At 45.5% G+C, this 1122-nt stretch carries 3 protein-coding genes; 2 read left to right on the forward strand and 1 reads right to left on the reverse strand.

Annotation, left to right across the window (positions count from 1 at the left end):
• Positions 1-206 precede the first annotated feature (206 nt).
• Together QUB61_RS39590 and QUB61_RS39595 are read left to right on the forward strand one after the other, a co-directional pair.
• Positions 207-473, forward strand: a complete 267-nt coding sequence (locus QUB61_RS39590; RefSeq protein WP_333135622.1) for a hypothetical protein — start codon at positions 207-209, stop codon at positions 471-473.
• 48 nt (positions 474-521) lie between these two features.
• Positions 522-788, forward strand: coding sequence for a hypothetical protein (locus QUB61_RS39595; RefSeq protein WP_333135620.1), 267 nt, complete (start codon positions 522-524; stop codon positions 786-788).
• On the opposite strand, the gene QUB61_RS39600 is transcribed toward QUB61_RS39595, so the two are convergent.
• Complete coding sequence (locus tag QUB61_RS39600; RefSeq protein ID WP_333135619.1) at positions 769-909, reverse strand: hypothetical protein; 141 nt, start codon at positions 907-909, stop codon at positions 769-771. The genes QUB61_RS39595 and QUB61_RS39600 overlap by 20 nt on opposite strands.
• Positions 910-1122 lie beyond the last annotated feature (213 nt).

Raw genomic sequence — 1122 nt, forward strand, 5'->3', positions numbered from 1 at the left:
TAATGAGGTGAGAGCGCAACGTAAAAAATCCAAAATCGCGCCAGAGGATATCGATTTGTTGATAGAATTAATCCCTACTTTTTTAGGGTAGGATTAAAGCAGTAGTTTGAAAAATGTACATTTTTGAGCGTCTAATCAACTGATTATACGCTCATTTTTGTGTGAATATTGGTAGAAGAATAAAAGTAATAATTTGAGGTAATTTTATGCAGAATGAAGATGAATTTTACGCTGAAAAAACCAAATATCAGGCAGAGACTGAAACCCTCAATAAACAGGCTCAGGAGACGCAACAAAAGATGCAAGATATGCTTTTGGATAACGCCCTAAAGGATGCTTTCACCGAATCCGGCGGGCGCTGGGATGCCGCGAACGGTGGGGGAGATACGCCGTTTGAAATTGTGCGAGCTTACTTGAAAAATGGCAGATGCGAACTAAAAGATAAGCAGATTATTTTCAAAAACCAATTTTGAAATATTGAATATGGCGCTGACGGCAATCCTAAATCGGTTTATCAAAAAATGTCAGAACTAAAGCAAACTGCAACCTTTAAGCCATTCTTTGTAGGTGGTAACAGCAGCAGCAACAACAACAGCAATAGTAGTCGCGCGGTGAATTACAGTTTGCAAAAATTCAACGACGGCAGCGAATCTCAGCAGCAACAGCAAACAGACCGAAAGAGCTACACCCGCGACCAAGCACGGCAAGGCAAAGCTTCTATCAATGATATTGCCAATGGAAGGCTGATATTTTCTAGTCTGTCAAAAATCATCCACGCCGCTGCATGAGTTCCCCTATCCGTTTGCGAGTAACAGCGTCCTCAGTAGCCAGCCAAGCGTTGATAGTGGCTGCATCGTAGCGCGTCCCCGGTGCTCCCCATGCGTACATCTGGGCGAGCAGACTTTGCATTTGTGCGGGATAACATTCATCCCACCTTCTTGACGCAATTTCTCGCAGTTTTTCGGCATCAGCGGGGGCGATAGTTTCTCGTTATGGCGCGGTTTCAGGAGGTTTAGGTTCTGGCGGATTGTCGTGAGCGGCCAGAGGCTTCGCCGTCAGTTCCGAGAATGTCGCTCGCTCCGAATCGGTCAGAGCGGCCCAAACTTTCTCGCGGTTTGCAGC

Origin of the sequence: Microcoleus sp. C2D2, from assembly GCF_036702495.1 — a bacterium.
Classification (GTDB): domain Bacteria; phylum Cyanobacteriota; class Cyanobacteriia; order Cyanobacteriales; family Microcoleaceae; genus Microcoleus.